General features: G+C 69.4%; 14 protein-coding genes and 1 pseudogene. 10 read left to right on the top strand and 5 right to left on the bottom strand.

What is annotated here, in order from left to right:
• The first annotated feature begins 50 nt into the window (after nt 1-50).
• The 7 genes from H8R02_RS22455 to H8R02_RS22425 are packed head-to-tail and all read left to right on the top strand — an operon-like array spanning nt 51 to nt 6047.
• Nucleotides 51-884, top strand: a complete 834-nt coding sequence (locus H8R02_RS22455; protein ID WP_187083738.1) for a transporter substrate-binding domain-containing protein — start codon at nt 51-53, stop codon at nt 882-884.
• A complete protein-coding gene (locus H8R02_RS22450; protein ID WP_354004962.1) occupies nt 881-2101 on the top strand; it encodes an alpha-hydroxy acid oxidase in 1221 nt (406 codons plus the stop codon). Before H8R02_RS22455 ends, H8R02_RS22450 begins: the two co-directional genes overlap by 4 nt.
• A complete protein-coding gene (locus H8R02_RS22445) occupies nt 2098-2814 on the top strand; it encodes an amino acid ABC transporter permease (protein WP_187083737.1) in 717 nt (238 codons plus the stop codon). Before H8R02_RS22450 ends, H8R02_RS22445 begins: the two co-directional genes overlap by 4 nt.
• Nucleotides 2811-3614, top strand: coding sequence for an ABC transporter permease subunit (locus H8R02_RS22440; RefSeq protein WP_187083736.1), 804 nt, complete (start codon nt 2811-2813; stop codon nt 3612-3614). Before H8R02_RS22445 ends, H8R02_RS22440 begins: the two co-directional genes overlap by 4 nt.
• Nucleotides 3611-4363: an amino acid ABC transporter ATP-binding protein gene (locus tag H8R02_RS22435; protein ID WP_187083735.1), complete on the top strand. Its 753-nt coding sequence runs from the start codon at nt 3611-3613 to the stop codon at nt 4361-4363. The genes H8R02_RS22440 and H8R02_RS22435 overlap by 4 nt, the downstream gene beginning before the upstream one ends.
• Before the next feature lie 3 nt (nt 4364-4366).
• Nucleotides 4367-5380 (top strand): C-terminal binding protein, encoded by a 1014-nt coding sequence (locus H8R02_RS22430; protein ID WP_187083734.1) that lies wholly within the window; start codon nt 4367-4369, stop codon nt 5378-5380.
• 16 nt (nt 5381-5396) lie between these two features.
• Nucleotides 5397-6047: an RraA family protein gene (locus H8R02_RS22425; RefSeq protein ID WP_187083733.1), complete on the top strand. Its 651-nt coding sequence runs from the start codon at nt 5397-5399 to the stop codon at nt 6045-6047.
• A 4-nt stretch (nt 6048-6051) separates the two neighbouring features.
• On the opposite strand, the gene H8R02_RS22420 is transcribed toward H8R02_RS22425, so the two are convergent.
• Both H8R02_RS22420 and H8R02_RS22415 read right to left on the bottom strand, forming a co-directional pair.
• Nucleotides 6052-7083, bottom strand: a complete 1032-nt coding sequence (locus H8R02_RS22420) for a Cj0069 family protein (RefSeq protein WP_255429500.1) — start codon at nt 7081-7083, stop codon at nt 6052-6054.
• Nucleotides 7084-7183: 100 nt separating this feature from the next.
• Complete coding sequence (locus H8R02_RS22415) at nt 7184-9142, bottom strand: FAD-dependent monooxygenase (RefSeq protein ID WP_187083732.1); 1959 nt, start codon at nt 9140-9142, stop codon at nt 7184-7186.
• Between the two features lie 121 nt (nt 9143-9263).
• On the opposite strand from H8R02_RS22415, the gene H8R02_RS22410 reads away from it, so the two are divergent.
• From H8R02_RS22410 to H8R02_RS22400, 3 genes are all read left to right on the top strand, one after another.
• Nucleotides 9264-9842: a hypothetical protein gene (locus H8R02_RS22410; protein WP_187083731.1), complete on the top strand. Its 579-nt coding sequence runs from the start codon at nt 9264-9266 to the stop codon at nt 9840-9842.
• A 283-nt stretch (nt 9843-10125) separates the two neighbouring features.
• Complete coding sequence (locus H8R02_RS22405; RefSeq protein WP_255429499.1) at nt 10126-10401, top strand: hypothetical protein; 276 nt, start codon at nt 10126-10128, stop codon at nt 10399-10401.
• Nucleotides 10402-10512: 111 nt separating this feature from the next.
• Nucleotides 10513-10692 (top strand): hypothetical protein, encoded by a 180-nt coding sequence (locus H8R02_RS22400; protein WP_187083730.1) that lies wholly within the window; start codon nt 10513-10515, stop codon nt 10690-10692.
• 5 nt (nt 10693-10697) lie between these two features.
• Here H8R02_RS22400 and H8R02_RS22395 read toward each other — a convergent pair whose 3' ends face one another.
• From H8R02_RS22395 to H8R02_RS22385, 3 genes and pseudogenes are all read right to left on the bottom strand, one after another.
• Nucleotides 10698-11753: a lipocalin-like domain-containing protein gene (locus H8R02_RS22395; protein ID WP_187083729.1), complete on the bottom strand. Its 1056-nt coding sequence runs from the start codon at nt 11751-11753 to the stop codon at nt 10698-10700.
• A complete protein-coding gene (locus tag H8R02_RS22390) occupies nt 11753-14260 on the bottom strand; it encodes an FtsX-like permease family protein (protein WP_354004961.1) in 2508 nt (835 codons plus the stop codon). Before H8R02_RS22390 ends, H8R02_RS22395 begins: the two co-directional genes overlap by 1 nt.
• A gap of 18 nt (nt 14261-14278) precedes the next feature.
• Nucleotides 14279-14961, bottom strand: a pseudogene (locus tag H8R02_RS22385) (hypothetical protein); the annotation flags it as partial.

Raw genomic sequence — 14961 nt, 5'->3', positions numbered from 1 at the left:
TTATGGGGCCACGGGGGTTCCAAGGCTTGTTCGGGCAAATGAGGTATCCAATGCGTAGTGCTCTTTCACGCCTTGCCGGCACGGCCGGCGTTCTCGTCCTGGGGCTGGCCTGTGCAGCGGGCGCCCACGCGGACCAGCTCGACCGCGTCAAGCAGCGCGGCAAGCTGATCGCCGGCATCCGCAACGACTACATCCCGTTCGGCTACCTCGATGCGAGCGGCAAGAACGTGGGTTTCGAAGTCGACATCGCGCGCGCGGTCGCCAAGAGCCTGTTCGGCTCCGAGGACGCGGTGGAGTTCGTGCCGGTCGTTGCGAGCAACCGCATCGAGTTCCTCAACGCGGGCCGCATCGACGTGATCTTCGCGACGCTGGGCGTCACCGCCGACCGCGGCAAGGTGATCGACTTCACCGAGAAATACTATTCGATGGCCGGCATGGTGCTGCTCGCGCCCAAGGAAGCCACGTACAAGAGCTGGGACGACATCCGCGGCAAGAAGATCTGCGGCAGCCAGGGCAACCTGTACAACCGCCAGCTCACCGAGAAGATGGGCGCCGAGCTGCTGCTGTTCAACGGCACGGCGGAGATCTACAGCGCCTTCCAGGGCGGCCGCTGCGACGCGATCGCCTATGACGGCCCCAACCTGAACATGAAGGTGACGGAGCCGGGCTGGAAGGAGAAGTACAAGATCGCGCTGCAGGCGTTCGAGTACGTGCCCATCGCGGGCGGCGTGCGCAAGGGCGAGCCGGCGTTCCTGAAGGCCGTGGACAACGCCATCCTGAAGGCCGAGGCCGCGGGCCTGATGACGACGGGCGAGGTCAAGTACAACCTCGGCACGAGCGAATACGTGCAGAAGCGCGCCGCCGACGCGAAGAAGGCGCAGTGACGGGGGTAGCGGGGACGGCGGCGGGCGAGGCGATGTACGCCCGCGAAGTCGCCCCCGCCGCGCGGCGGCTCGCGCTCGACCCGGAGCTGGGCCTCGGTGAGCTGGAGCACGCCGCGAAGCGCGTGCTGCCGGCGGCTCTCTACCACTATGTTTGCGGGGCGTCGGAAGACGGCGCGGCGCATGACCGCAACATGCGTGCGTACGCCGGGCGGTCCTTCTTCCCTCGCGTGATGACCGACGTGACGGCGAGGACGGCCACCACCACGCTCTTCGGTGTGCAGCATCCGGTGCCTTTCGGCATCGCGCCCATGGGCTTCAGCCGCTTGATGGCGCCTGACGGCGACGTGGCGCTGGCATCGGCTGCCGCACGTGCCGGCATCCCCTTCATCCTGAGCGGCGCCTCACTGACGCCGATGGAAGACGTGAAGCGGCGTGGCGGCGGCACGTCGTGGTTCCAGGCCTACATTCCCGGCGAGGCGCATCGCATCGAGGCGCTGCTGGATCGTGTGGAGGCGGCGGGCTTCGACACGTTGGTTGTCACCGCGGATACGGCCGTGCATCCGAAGCACGAACGCGCGGCGCGATACGGCTTTCGCTCACCGGTACGCGTGGGCCCCGCGCTGGCATGGCAGGCAATCTCTCGACCGGCATGGCTGTGGCGCGTCCTGCTGAAGGACGGCCTCGCCGGCACGCGGCTGCACTTCGAAAACATGGACGCGAAGCAGGGCCCGCCCGTGTTCTCGCGCACCCTCGTTCGCGACATCGGGCGACGCGATGCGCTCTCGTGGAGCCACCTCGAAGCCGTGCGCAAACGCTGGAAGGGCCGCCTCGTCGTCAAGGGCGTGATGGCGGCCGAGGATGCGGTCACGGCCGATGCGATGGGCGTCGACGGCATCATCGTCTCCAACCACGGCGGGCGGCAGCTCGATTGCGCCGCCGGCGCGCTCGACGCGCTGGAGCGCATCGCACAGCGCGACCTCTCGCTCACGTTGATGGTCGACGGCGGCATCCGCCGCGGCGCCGACGTGCTGAAGGCGCTGAAGGCCGGCGCGCAGTTCGTCTTCGTCGGCCGCCCGATGCTGCTGGCTGCGGCAGTCGCGGGCGAGGCGGGCGTGTCCGAAGCCATCGCCATCCTCGCACGCGAAGTCGACATCACGATGGCGCTGCTGGGCATCACGCAAGCGCGCGACATCGAGCGCATCGAGATGCACGCATGAACCTGGACTTCAGCTGGCTGGGCGACAGCCTGTACCAGGGGCTGCTGATCAAGGGCTTCGGCATCACGGTGGCCATGAGCCTGCTGGGCATCGTGCTGATGCTGGCGATCGGCATCGCGGGCGCGTTCTGCCTGCACTTCCGCGTGCCGGTGCTGCAGACGCTGGTGACGGTGCTCGTGGAGCTGCTGCGCAACACGCCGCCGCTGGTGCAGCTTTTCTTCCTGTACTTCATGTTGTCGGAGATCGGCTTCCAGTTCGTGGATGCGACCACGGGGCGCAAGGTGCCGCTGTTCTCCGGGTTCGTGTGCGTGGTGCTGTCGCTCGGGCTCTACAACGGCGCCATCGCCGTGGAGATCGTGCGCTCGGGCCTTTTCGGCGTGCCCTCGCAGACCGTGGAGGGCGCGCGTTCGCTCGGCTACACGCGCTTCCAGGTCTTCCGCTACGTGGAGCTGCCCATCGGCCTCAGGCTGGCCACGTCCGCGATGACCAACAACGTGGTGAGCCTGATCAAGACCTCGTCGCAGGCGTCGCTGGTGGCCGTGATGGACATCATGTTCGCGGCCACGCGCATCTCGGTGGAGTCCTTCCGCAACCTCGAGGTGATGCTGCTGATATGGGTGCTGTACGTCGGGCTCGCGAGCTTCGCGGTGTTCGTCATGCACCGCATCGACCGGGCGTTCCGCATGCCGGGCTACGGGGTGAGGGCCGCATGAAGGCGGAGACCAAGGCCTTCCTGCTCGGCATCATCGGCGTGCCGTTGGTGCTCGCCGCCATCGTGCTCAGCGTGTACGGCGCGGAGACCGGCCGCGTCATCGGCCAGCTCGGCGCGCGGGCGCCGATGCTGCTCACCGGCACGGCCGCGGCGGGCAGCTACAGCGGCGGCTTCGCGGTCAACATCATCATCAGCTTCTGGTCGATGGCCATCGCCATGGTCGCGGGCGTGGCGCTGGGCATCTGCCTCATCGCCGAGACGGCGTTCGTGCGCGTGCCGGCCGAGATCGTGATGAACGCGCTGCGCAATTCGCCCTGGCTCGTGGTGCTGTACGCGATGCTCTACCTGCTGCCGTTCGAGATCAGCGTCTTCGGCAAACTGGTCGAACTCTCGCCGACGGTCAAGGCGATCTTCGGGCTGGCGCTGCCCGTGACCGCCAACATCGCGGAGGTGTTCCGCGGCGGCGTCCAGGCCATCCCCACCGGCCAATGGGAGTCCGCTCGCTCGCTCGGCTACCGGCCGCTGCAGATCCTGCGCTACATCGTCGTGCCGCAGGCCATCCCGCTCATGACCCCCAACCTCATGACCATCTACGCGATGCTGTTCATCGGCACCAGCCTGGTCGTGGTCACCGGCACGGCCGACGTGCTGTCCGTCGCGCGCACCGTGATCGGCAGCGACGGCGCGCACCTGGCCACGGCGATCTACCTCTTCGTGCTGCTGCTCTTCTTCCTTTTCGCTTTCCCGATCGCCATCGCCAGCCGCGTGCTGGAGCGCCGCGTGGGAGCCGTGCCGACATGAACCAACCCACCAACCGGCCGCTCGTGGAACTGCAGGGCGTGCGCAAGTCCTTCGGCAATGTGGAAGTGCTGCGTGGCGTGTCGTTCAGCGTGGACGACGGCAGCGTGGTCTGCATCATCGGGCCCTCGGGTTCCGGCAAGTCCACCATCCTGCGCTGCATCAATGGCCTCACGCGCATCGACGGCGGCAGCATCCGCGTGGACGACATCGCCGTGGAAAGCCTCAAGACCGATCGCGAGCTCGTGCCGCTGCGCCACGAGGTGGCGATGGTGTTCCAGCAGTACAACCTGTTCCCGCACCGCACCGTGCTGCAGAACCTCACCATGGCGCCGATCCAGGTGCTGGGCGAGAACCCGGCCGAGGTGACCGAGCGCGCGCATGCGCTGCTGGCGAAGGTGCGGCTCACCGGCAAGGAAAGCGCGTACCCGGGCCAGCTCTCGGGCGGGCAGCAGCAGCGCGTCGCCATCGCGCGGGCGCTGGCGATGCGCCCGCGCGTGATCCTGTTCGACGAGGTCACGGCCGCCCTCGACCCCGAGATGGTGAGCGAAGTGCTGGGCGTGATCCGCGATCTCGCGCAGGAGGGCATGACCTGCATCCTCGTCACCCACGAGATGCGCTTCGCGCAGGAGGTGGCCGATCGCGTGTTCTTCACCGACAAGGGCGTGATCGTGGAAGAGGGGCCGGCCGACACCTTCTTCAAGCAGCCGCGCGATCCGCGCCTGAAGGATTTCCTCGACAAGGTTCTTTGACCCATGAAGCGATTTCAAGTCCTCGTCCCCGACGCCCACTTGCGCGACCTCGACATCGAGCGCGGCATCACGGGCGACAAGGTCGACTACCTCGTCTACGACGAGACCGACCCCGCCGCCATCCCGGACACGGTCTGGCGCAGCTGCGACGCAGTGCTCGTGTGGCACCGCATGAAGATCACGTCGGACGTGGTCGCCAAGCTGGACAAGTGCCGCCTGATCGTGCGCGTGGGTGTCGGCTTCGACAACGTCGACGGCGCCGCGTGCCGCGAGCGCGGCATCCCGTTGTCGAACGTGCCGAACTACGGCACGACCGAAGTGGCCGACCACGCGCTGGCGATGCTGCTGCATTTGGTGCGTGGCCTCGGCTCTTATGAAGCGCGCATGAAGGCCGACCCGGTTGGCGGCTTCGTCGCGGAGAACGTGCCGGTGGTGCGGCGCCTGCGCGGCCTGACCTTCGGCGCGGTGGGCATGGGCCGCATCGGCACCGCTGTCGCGCGCCGCGCCGCGGCGTTCGACCTGAAGGTGCTCTACGTCGACCCCTACCTGCCCGAAGGCCACGAACTCGGCCTCGGTATCGAGCGCGTGCGCACGCTCGACGAGGTGCTCGCCCGCGCCGACATCGTGAGCTTGCACGTGCCGCTGAACGACGAGACGCGCCGCATGATGGGCGCGCAGCAGTTCCGCAAGATGAAGCGCGGCAGCATCTTCCTGAACATTGCGCGCGGTGGTCTGGTGGATGTCGATGCGCTGCACGACGCGCTGCGCGACGGCCACATCGACGCCGCCGGCCTCGACGTGCTGCCCCAGGAGCCGCCCGACCCGAAGTCGCCGCTGATCGACGCGTGGCGCAACAACGAACCCTGGCTCGCGGGCCGGCTGGTTCTCTCGCCGCACGCGGCGTTCTATTCGGCCGCGGGCTACACCGACATGCGCACCTTTTCCGCCGAGATCCTGCTGGAGTACCTGCAGGGCGGGCGGCTGCGCAACAACGTCAACCCCGGCTGGGACAAGTAAAGGAAAGAGGTTAGCCATGGCTTTGGAACAGATCGAGGCGAGCTTTCGCCGGCTGGGCGCGGACGAACTGCAGCAGTGGCGCAAGATCCCGCCCGCGGTTGCGTCGGACTGCATGAACCGCACGCAGGTGATGAGCTCCGCCATCAAGCCCGTCGGCGCGGACGCCCTCTGCGGACAGGCGCGCACGGTGACCACCATGGTCGGCGACTGCGGGCCCATCTGCGCGCTGATCGGCTCCGCCCGCGAAGGCGAGGTCGTGGTCGTCGATGCAGGCGGCGTCACCGACACCGCGGTGTGGGGCGGCGTGATGACGGCCGAGGCCCTGCAGCGCAAGCTGGGCGGCGCGGTCATCGACGGCGCGATCCGCGACGTGGCCGACGTGCGCCGGCTCGGGTTCCCGATCTACTGCCGCTCCATCGTTCCGCGCGGGCCGCACCACGGCTTCGGCGGCGTGCTCGATGGCACGTCGTCGGTGGCGGGCGTGCCCGTGCGTCCGGGCGACATCGTCCTCGGTGATGCGGATGGCGTGGTGGTGGTGCCGCTCGAGCGTGCCGGCGAAGTGCTCGCGGCCGCGCAGGCCCACCTCCTGAAGGAAGAGGGCTGGTTGCGCAAGATCCGCGAGGGCGAATCGATCGCGGAGATGTTCGCGATGCCGATGGCGAAGTGAGACGCTAGCGCTCCACGCACGCCTGCGCTGCCGCCACGAGCGGCGCGATCGCCGACGGCGGGAAGGGCGCCACGCTGCTCACGTTGATCTCGCACAGCACGTAGCGCTCGTCCTCGCCATCGCGGCGCTCGCCGAGCAGGAAGTCGCAGTCCCATAGCAGCGGAAGTTGCTCGCGCGGCAGGCCGACGCACGAGCGGAGCATCTCGATCCACTCTGTTTCCAGTTTGCGGCGAAGGCCCCGGTACGGCGCGAGTTCGGGCCCGTGGTACAGCCGCGGCCCGGGCTGAGGCGCATCGCCGTTCGTTGCAGGGTAGAGCGCGTTGACGGCCTGGACACCGAAGCCCGCTACGCGATCGCCCACGAGGTACGCGCGCACCATGCCCTCGGGCAGGCGCGTTTGCCAGGCCTGGTCGATCATGTGGCCGCCGCTTTCGCGCTCGAAGTAGGGCGCCAGCGTGCCGCGCAACGCAGCGGGTGTGATCGTCTCCTCGACGGCCCCGCGTTGCGCATGCCGCACGCGCAGCTTCGTCCACGGGGACGAGGGGTCCACGGCTTCGACGCGCCACACGCCGTTGCCGCTTTGCCCGCGGTACTGCTTGAGCACGCGCGGCCCGCGCGCCAGCCGCTGCGGCAACTCCGCTTCGAGCTGCGAGAGGCAGTCGACGCGCTGCACGTCGCTGCCGAAGGGCAGCTCGCGCGTGTCGTACAGCACGTCCTTGGTACCGAGCTTCAGGATGGCATCCGGATGCGAGCTCACGACGACACCGCGCGCCGAGAGCCGCCGCAGCATCGCGTCGAGGGCATCGCGGCGTCGCCCGCCTTCGATTGGGTTGCACCAGACGAGCACGACCCGCGCCGCCTGCAACTGCGCTTCCACTTCACCGGCGAAGTCGTCGTGCCAGATGGCCGGCATCGCGGGCGTGCCTGCTGCCGCGAAAGCGTCGAAGAGATCGGCGAAGCGGCTCTGCGCAGGATCGGACCTGTCGCGTGCCGCGCGGTCGCCGGGGTAGAGCAATGCGATGGGAGAGGTTTGCAAGGTCAGGCTCCTTCATGGGCGTCGCCCATACAGAAGCAGAACTTGGAGGCGGTGAGCCTCTTGGCGGCGGGGCGTCTGCCGTGGGCCCCGCTGCGGCCAATTATGCGCCAGGCGCACCTGTTCCCATGGCATGGGCATGGGCGTGGGCGCGCATCGACCGATCGCGAAGGATGCCCGCAAAGTACGCGGCGAGTTCCGCGCGGGCGTCGAGCGGCAGAACGTGTCCGACGTACTGGTCCGGGCGTACCACGACCAGGCAGCCGCGAGCGCGGTCGATGCCGCGCATCTCGAAGATGTCCTGCCCGCTCTTCCTGTCGCTGCAGAACACTTTTTCGTAGTCGCAAAGGCCGAGGCGGCCGACGCGAGGCCGAAGGAGCGCCGGCATGGCGCTGTAATCCAGGTCCCGAAAGCCCTGCTGGAACACGGCGCGCGTGTCGATCACGCGATCGATGTCCTCGCCCGGCGCGGTGTGGCGGCGCAGTGGGGAGCCCGCATCGTGTTCGAGCCAGGAGCACAGGGCGCTGACCGGGCCGCCGGACGTGCCGCGGTCGGACGCCGGCGCGAAGATGAACAGGCGAAAGCGCGCGTCGGCCTCGATGCAGTGGCCCAGGTGCATCGGCTTCGCATCGGCGAGCCTCACGACCGGCGCGGAGTGGAAACGCTTGCCGATGTCGAATCCAGTGGCCAAGTGCTGGTGCGCGGCCTGCCCTGTGAGGCGGCCTGGTTCGTACTGGACGGTCAGCCCGCAGGTGAACGGCAGGTTGTTGATGAATTCGCGCGCGACGCGAGGCAGGCCTGCCGCCGCATCCTCCTCGGCGTGCCCGCCGACGACGCGCGCCCACTTGTGGTCGAACTCCACCAGGGCCTTCGCCGCGGCGCGACGTTCGCCCGAGTAGGTGTGCAGCAGCGACGCATCGGCCCGGCCGGTGAGCACCGAGATGAGCTTCCAGCCGAGGTTGAACGTATCGCCCATCGAGACGTTCATGCCCTGCCCGGCCTTGGGGCTGTGGGTGTGGCATGCGTCGCCCGCCAACATCACGCGCGGCGTGCGTGCGGCCACCTCGTGCTCGGGAACATCGTCGAACTTGTCGGTCAGGCGGTGGCCGATCTCGTAGATCGACCACCACACCACTTCCTTCACGTCCAGCTGGAAGGGCCGCAGGATCCGCTGCGCCTTGGCGATGATGTCGGCGGGGCCCATCCCGCGGTCCGCCGCGCGCTCGTGCTCGCCGAGCGCGTCGAGTTCCACGTACAGCCGCACGAGGTGTCCGCCCTCGCGCGGCAGGACCATCAGGATGCCGTCGCCCTGCGAGCGCACGAACGACTTCATGCGCCAGTCCGGAAAGTCCGTGACGGCCAGGATGTCGATGACGCCCCAGGCCTGGTGGGCGGCGTCGCCGTGCAGCGCACCGCCGATGGCCGCGCGCACGCTCGAGCGGGCGCCGTCGCAGCCGATGACATAGTTGGCACGCACGGTGGCGGTTTCGCCTTGCCGCCCGGGCGCGGTGTGTTCCAGCGAGACCGTGACCGGATATTCGGCGGCCGAGTTGTCGACCTGCAGCCCGGTGACCTTCAGTCCATAGTCCGGGACGAGGCGCGTTTGCGAACGGCGCATGACGTCCAGGAACATGTCGTGCACGCGCGCCTGGTTGATCAGCACGTGCGGCATTTCGGAGATGCCGTCGGGCACGTCCTGCACGCGCGCGGCGCGCGCCAGCGGCACGTTCGCGCCAGGCGCCCAGAAGGTGGTCTCGTTGATCCAGACGGACTCGCGCGCGACTTTCTCGCCGAAGCCGAAGGCCTGGAACATCTCCATCGACCGCACGCTGATGCCGTCCGCCTGGCCCTTTTCCATCGGCGCGAGCTTGGGCTCGACCAGCATGGTGCGGATTTGCGGGATGCGCGCCAGTTGCGCTGCGAGGCAGAGCCCGGCCGGCCCCGAGCCGGCGATCAGGACGTCGACCGTCTGCGGCAGCGGGTCGCCTTCGCGGCGGATGCCCGGCGCCGCAGGGTGCCAGTCGGGGTCGCCGGGCCGGAAGCCATCGATGTGGTATTGCATGACGTCGCTCGGGCATTTAGTACGTATGCATATCATATGCATCAAACCCGGACAGCTCTCTCTCCTCCTCTTCGCGAGCTACATTGCCCCCCAGCTCAACGAAGCTTTATCATAGGCGTCCATGCCTCCCGCCCCACGCGACGTGGCGCTGATTCGCCTGGACAACGCACTCGCGCTGTTCGACGAGTTCGTTCGCAACACTGTCAAGGACCCCGACGCCGCCACACTGCGCGGCCTGGAAAGGCGCTTCGCGGAGCGCCTGCAGGTCCAGCCCTCCTACTGGAGCCAGATCAAGAGCCGCTCGCGTTTGATCGGCGAGCGCCTGGCACGCCAGTTCGAGCAGCAGTGCCACAAGCCGCCGGGGTGGATGGACATCGAGCACGGCAGCGGCGGCGCGAGCGGGCGCGCAGTGGCAGCGCAAGCTGCGGCAGCAGTGACAGCCGCGAACGCCGCACAACCCAGCAGCCCGCAGCCGCAGGACGACGACGAGCGCTTCATCGTCGGGCTGGTGCTCACCTATTACCGCCGCCACCCCGAGCGCGCGCGAACGCGATTGCTCGACCTGCTGGGCGAAGTGCTGGTCACGCCTTCCGCCACGCCGGCCCCTGCCGCCCCCAAGCCGAAGTCTCCTGACGAAGACAGCCACAACCTCTGGGCACGATCCCAGCGTGACGTGGCACCCCTCAAGCGCAAGCGCTGATCCGCACCGGCAAGGCCGGCTGTCGCATCGGCGAAACGGTACAGATAAATACCGCTTGCGCAAGATAAAGAGTTGTTTATCATTTGCGCAAGCCGGTCAGTTTCACTGTGCGGCGACACCCTCCGATCAACCCTCACCGCTTCCATGTCCATTTCGCTGTCCCTGATGAAGTCCAACCGCGCAAGCGGGTCCGCCGTGCCACCCTGTTAGCAATTCGCGCAGCGTGGCAAGGCGGCCCGGCGGCATTGGTCCCCGGGCCGTTTTGTTTTTACTGGAGAAATCGATGACCAAGACCCTGAGCTGGGCCGCTCCCGATCTGGCCCGTCCCTTCAGCGCCACGCTGCTCTTCCTGGCTGCCGCAGTGCTGCGCGCCGCCGGCGAGGGCCTCGCCCGCATCGCCGCCGCTCGTGCCGCAGCCCATGCGGCAGCCCTCGAAACCGACGAGACGCTCGCCAGCGTCGAGTTCCACGCGCTGCACAACGAGGCAGGCGCCCCCGAAGGCGCGCTGTACGTCAACGGCAAGCTCGTGGCCATCCTGCCGGGCGTGGCGCGCCTTTGATGCCGGCCGTGTAGCGCAAGGCTTACGCGGCAGGTGGATCAAGGCCCACCCCCCTCGGGCGCTCCCGGGGGCAGACTGAACCCATCGGTTTGCCTCCGGGAGGTTTTTTCGATGAGCTCCATTCCCACCAGCCTCTTTCCCATCCTCTTCGCCGTCCTCGCCGCCGCGGCGGGGCTCTTCTTCTCGCGCCGGCCGCAGGACGTGCCGAACGCGCTGGTCAGCAAGATCCTCTATGCGATCGCCGTGGGCTGCCTCGTGATCGGCCTGTGGACGCTGATGTCGTCCCACTAGGTTCGCTAGATCCGCAGCGGCTGCGCATAGCCCGTCATCTCCAGGTAGCCGCGCCCCACGCGACGGCCCTTGCTGTCCAGCAGGTCCGCGAGGCCTTCCCAGTAGATCGCGCCCGTGCTCGGGCGGCTGTCCAGCTCCTGGTTGTCGACGACGGCGCGCACCGTATAGAAGTCGGCCGGCGTCCTCACCATCCATTCCACCGGATAAGTCGCCTTCGACAAGGGGCTCGTCCAGCGCCGTTGCGGGCTGAATTCCGTCTCCCCCCGGCTTGCGATATAGGTCGAGCCGTTCGCCGCGCGGAAGCTGCCGCCGTCCCACAAGGCCGTGCCGTCCTTGCGCCGCAACCGGAAAGCGGTGAGCGCGCCGCCGTCGTCCAGGTTCATGCCGATCCAGTCCCAGCCCGCGGCTTCGGGGTGCAGCAGCTCTTCGCTCCACTCGTGGTCCAGCCACGCGCGTCCCTGGACGTCCATCGATGTACCTTGCACCGCGAGCCGGCCCGTCGCACGCAGTTGCGGCTGGCTGTAGTAGTAGCTCGCCTGTTTCTCCTCGGGGCCCTTGCGTGAGAGGCCCTGCGCGCCTTGCAGCAGCACGGGCTGCGTGGGCTCGAAGCGCAGGTCGAGCGTGAACTCGCCCGCGGGGATGCGGGCCTGCCAGCTGCCGTCCGGCGCGCGGTGCAGGCTCCAGTCACGCAACTGCAGCTGCGCATCGCCTTGCGCGGCTTCGGCGATGCCGAAGCCCTGGCGGGCGATGCGCTGGTCGTGCAGCAGGCGCTTGCCTTGCACGTCCGTGACAGCCGCGTGCGCGAACACGAGTTGCTTCGCCGCGAAGCGTGACTGCATGGCTTGCGTCGCATCCACGCGCGAGCGGAAGAAGGTCACCTGGAAACCGAACTCGCGCGTGCCTGCGCTTGCATGGCCGGTGATGTACCACCACTCGGTGCGATGGTCCGGGTGCGAGCCGTGGTCGCGGGGAAAGGCGAGTCGCGCGTGTGGCAGGGCGCGCGCGGGATGCGCCGCCAGTGTTGCGGGCAGGGCGGCGAGCCACTCTCGGCGGCGCAGCATCACCAGTCCTCCTTCACCGCGAGCACGGCGTCACGGCTCGCGGCAGCTCGCCCCGCGACCCACGCCGTGAACGTGCCGGCGGCGACAACGGCCACGCACAGCAAGGTCAGCCGCACCCATGGCACCTGCATGTCCATCGTCCAATGGAAGCTCTGTGGGTTGACCACGTGCACCAGTACCACCGACACGGCCAGGCCGAGCACCAGGCCCGCGGCGGAGCCGATCACCGTCCACGCCGCGCCTTCGCCGGCGACGACGGCCAGGACCTGCCTGCGCGTGAGCCCGAGGTGCGCGAGCAACCCGAACTCCTTGCGCCGCGCCAGCACCTGCGCCGAGAAGCTCGCCGCCACGCCGAAGAGGCCGATGCCGATGGCCACCGCCTGCAGCCAGTACGTCACCGCGAAGCTGCGGTCGAAGATGCGCAGCGAGACGGCGCGCAACTGCGACGCCGATGCGAACTCGAGCCCCGGCACGTCGGGTGCGAGCGCGCGGATGCGTTGCTGCACGTCGGAGGCATCGGCGCCGGGCGTGAGCCACAGGTGCAGCTCGTTCGCGCGCGCGTCGCCGGTGAGCTTCACGTAGTCGGCGCGGTCGATCACGATGGCGCCGGTCTGCCGCACGTAGTCGCGCCAGATGCCCGCGACGACGAACTTCGCGCCGCCGAAAGCGCGTTCCAGTGCGTGCAGCGGCTCACCGACTTTGGCACCATAAAGGTCGACGACGGCCTCGCTCACCCACACGGGCACACCTGAAGCGGCGGCTGACGATCGGGTGCTTTCCACCATCGGCAGCGTCTCGTCCGCCTTGCCCACTTCGCGCACCAGCAGCGTCACCGCAGGCCGCTCGGCCGCGAGCTGCAGCGAGCGCATCCTCTGCACCTGCACACGCTCCACGCCGGGCACCTGCTTCACGCCCTCCAGGAACGCCGGCGTGAAGAACACCGCCTCCGCCGCACCCGCCGACACCGCCGTACGCGCGTAGAGGTCCGCGGGCAGCAGCACGTCGAGCCAGCGGATCATCGACTCGCGAAAGCTCGCCACCATCACGGTCAACGCAACGGCGAGGCTGAGCGCCGCCACCACACCGCTCACCGCGATGGCCGCGCTCTCGCGCACGCGGCGCGCCCGCTCCACCGCGAGCAGCGGCAAGGCGCGATGCGCCACGCGCGGCGCGACGCGGTCGTACAGCAAGCCCACGGCGGAGGGCAGGGCCGTGATGCCGCCGACCAGCAACAGGCCGATCGAGAGGTAGGCGGCCAGCGGAAGCCCGGCGACGGGTGGCATGAAAGCGAATGCGGCCGCGGCGGCCACGAGCAGCAGGCTCCACGCGCGGCGGGGCGTGTGCGTGCTCGCGGTGCCAAGGCCCTTCAGCGTCTGCGCAAGCGGAAGCCGCGCTGCCGCGCGCGCCGGCCACCAGCCCCCGGCGGCCGCGGCCGCCATGCCGAGGCTGCCGTACACGAAGGCAGCAACCGCGCTGAACTGCAGTTGCGGGGCAACACCGGGGAAGTAGCCCCCGCCGAGGTCGCCGCCGAGCACACGCAGCGCGAGCGCGGCCAGCCCGGTGCCGAGCGCAATGCCCAGCACGCTGCCGAACGCACCGAGCAGCAGCGACTCGGCCAGCACGAGCTGCCTGCGCTGGCGCGCCGTGAGCCCGAGCACGCCGAGCAGCGCGAACTGCGGCGCGCGCCGCGCGACCGCGAGTGCAAGCACCGAGAAAACGAGGAAGGCCCCGGTGAACAGCGCGACGAGCGCGAGCACCGTGAGGTTCACGCGGTACGCGCGCGAGAGCTCGCCGACGCGCGCCGCAGCATCGCCGGGCTGCGCAGCCTGCACGTTCGCGGGCAGGGCGAGCGACCTGATGAAGTCCTCCCGCTGCACGCCGGGCTGCAGCCGCACGTCGATGCGCGTGAGTTCGCCGATGCGGCCGAACAGCTCCTGCGCCGCGCCGATGTCCATCACCGCGAGCGGCCCGCCGCCGGCCGCGACCGCGCCCGCGACGCGCACACGCTTCATCGACATACCGGCCTGCAACTCGATCGTGCCTGAGCCGAGTTGCTGCCGGGCGGACGCGTTGAGGTAGACGGCCCCGGGCGCGAACAGCTCGAAGCGGTCGCTGCCGCTGGCGGGCGTGGGCATCAGCCCGGGCGCGATGCTCGTCACCGACAGTGCGTCGATGCCCAGCACGCGCAAGGCGACGCGCTGCTTCGCTTCGCCGGCCGCGAAGGTCTGCACTTCGAGCACGGGGCTTGCGACCGCGACCGCGCGGTCGGTCCCGACCTTGCCGTACAGCGCTTCGTCGAAGCCGCCCTGCACGGCGCGCAGTTCCACGTCGGGCTCGCCGTTGATGGAGCGCATCGCGCTGGAGAACTCGCCGAGCGCCGAGGCGTTGATCAGCTGCACCGCGAACGCAAGCGCGACGCCGAGCATGACCGCCAGCACCGCGGCCGCGTTGCGCCACGGGTGGTGGCGCAGCTCGGGCCAGGAAAAGGCGAGGAGGAGGCGCAGCACGCGCCGATTGTGGCCTGCCTAGCGCGGGCGTTCGCAGGTGCCGTCCGCGGCGCGGCCGGCCGGGCAGCTGTTGGGGTCCTCGAAAGTGATCGGTGCGGCGTCCGACGGCGGCGGCAGCAGCACCGCGGCGCGCGCACCTCCCATCAGCTGCGTGGCGGCCCCGCTGCCCACGCTCGCGGCTTGTGATGCGGACGCGCGAGTGGTTGCGGGCGCCGCGTTCTGCGCAACGGAGCATTGCAGGTCGGCCGGCGTCGCGGGTTTGTCGAAGGCCACCGTGTCGGTCTTGAGCGGCGTCCTGGCAAGAAGTGAGTTCTCGAGGTCGCGCACGAGCAGCGAGACGAAGCGCGGCTGCGCGCCGGCGCTGTCGTCCGCCTGCGTCGCTGGGGCTGCCGTGACAGGCAACGACGGTGTTGCGACCGGAGCTGCGGCCGGCGGTGCCGTTGGTGCGGGCGTTGGTGCGGGCGTTGGTGCGGGCGTTGGTGCGGGCGTTGGTGCGGGCGTCGGTGCAGGCGTGGGCGCAGGCGTGGGCGCAGGCGTCGGTGCGGGAGTCGGCGCAGGCGTCGGCGCGGGCGTTGGCGCAGGCGTCGGTGCAGGCGTCGGTGCAGGCGTCGGTGCAGGCGTCGGTGCAGGCGTCGGTGCAGGAGTTGGCGCAGGAGTCGGCGCAGGCGTTGGCGCGGGCGTTGGCGCGGGCGTTGGCGCGG

The sequence above is a fragment of the Ramlibacter albus genome (assembly GCF_014297445.1).
Taxonomy (GTDB): domain Bacteria; phylum Pseudomonadota; class Gammaproteobacteria; order Burkholderiales; family Burkholderiaceae_C; genus Ramlibacter; species Ramlibacter albus.
The sequence above is the reverse complement of the archived record's forward strand: the minus strand, read 5'-3'. Positions and strand labels throughout refer to the sequence as shown.

Excerpts from the sequence above, each read along its gene's own strand:
- H8R02_RS22440 (WP_187083736.1), top strand. The coding sequence starts at position 2,811 with ATGAAGGCGGAGACCAAGGCCTTCCTGCTCGGCATCATCGGCGTGCCG.
- H8R02_RS22455 (WP_187083738.1), top strand. The coding sequence starts at position 51 with ATGCGTAGTGCTCTTTCACGCCTTGCCGGCACGGCCGGCGTTCTCGTC.
- H8R02_RS22430 (WP_187083734.1), top strand. The coding sequence starts at position 4,367 with ATGAAGCGATTTCAAGTCCTCGTCCCCGACGCCCACTTGCGCGACCTC.
- H8R02_RS22415 (WP_187083732.1), bottom strand. The coding sequence starts at position 9,142 with ATGCAATACCACATCGATGGCTTCCGGCCCGGCGACCCCGACTGGCAC.
- H8R02_RS22395 (WP_187083729.1), bottom strand. The coding sequence starts at position 11,753 with ATGCTGCGCCGCCGAGAGTGGCTCGCCGCCCTGCCCGCAACACTGGCG.
- H8R02_RS22425 (WP_187083733.1), top strand. The coding sequence starts at position 5,397 with ATGGCTTTGGAACAGATCGAGGCGAGCTTTCGCCGGCTGGGCGCGGAC.
- H8R02_RS22445 (WP_187083737.1), top strand. The coding sequence starts at position 2,098 with ATGAACCTGGACTTCAGCTGGCTGGGCGACAGCCTGTACCAGGGGCTG.
- H8R02_RS22435 (WP_187083735.1), top strand. The coding sequence starts at position 3,611 with ATGAACCAACCCACCAACCGGCCGCTCGTGGAACTGCAGGGCGTGCGC.
- H8R02_RS22410 (WP_187083731.1), top strand. The coding sequence starts at position 9,264 with ATGCCTCCCGCCCCACGCGACGTGGCGCTGATTCGCCTGGACAACGCA.
- H8R02_RS22405 (WP_255429499.1), top strand. The coding sequence starts at position 10,126 with ATGACCAAGACCCTGAGCTGGGCCGCTCCCGATCTGGCCCGTCCCTTC.
- H8R02_RS22400 (WP_187083730.1), top strand. The coding sequence starts at position 10,513 with ATGAGCTCCATTCCCACCAGCCTCTTTCCCATCCTCTTCGCCGTCCTC.